Origin of the sequence: Cellulosimicrobium sp. 22598, from assembly GCF_052044445.1 — a bacterium.
GTDB classification, from domain to species: Bacteria; Actinomycetota; Actinomycetes; order Actinomycetales; family Cellulomonadaceae; genus Cellulosimicrobium; species Cellulosimicrobium cellulans_G.
This window is the reverse complement of sequence record NZ_JBQEMZ010000059.1, coordinates 1-311: the sequence shown is the minus strand read 5'-3', so window position 1 is coordinate 311 and position 311 is coordinate 1. Positions and strand designations below refer to the sequence as shown.

Here is a 311-nt window from a genome sequence, read left to right as displayed (position 1 = left end):
CCGGCGGGCGGCAGCACGCTCGTGGACGTGCTGGCCAACGACACCGACCCCGCCGGCGGCGTCCTCGTCGTGCAGTCCGTGCGCGTCCCGGCCGACGCCGGGGTGTCGGTCGCGATCCTGGCGCACCAGATGCTCCGGGTGACCGAGATCCGGCGCCTGGACACGCCCGTGACCGTGGAGTACACGGCCTCCAACGGGACCGAGACGGCGACCGGCCAGGTACGCGTGATCCCCGTGCCGGCGCCGACGCGGTTGCAGCCGCCGCAGGCGGCGGCGGACGAGGTCACGGTGCACGCCGGGGACGTGGTGAC

General features: G+C 75.6%; 1 protein-coding gene. It reads left to right on the top strand.

Going from position 1 to position 311, the window contains the following annotated elements:
- The coding region (locus ACTJIY_RS20865; RefSeq protein WP_440675410.1) for an Ig-like domain-containing protein at nucleotides 1–311 on the top strand (311 nt) is incomplete at both ends.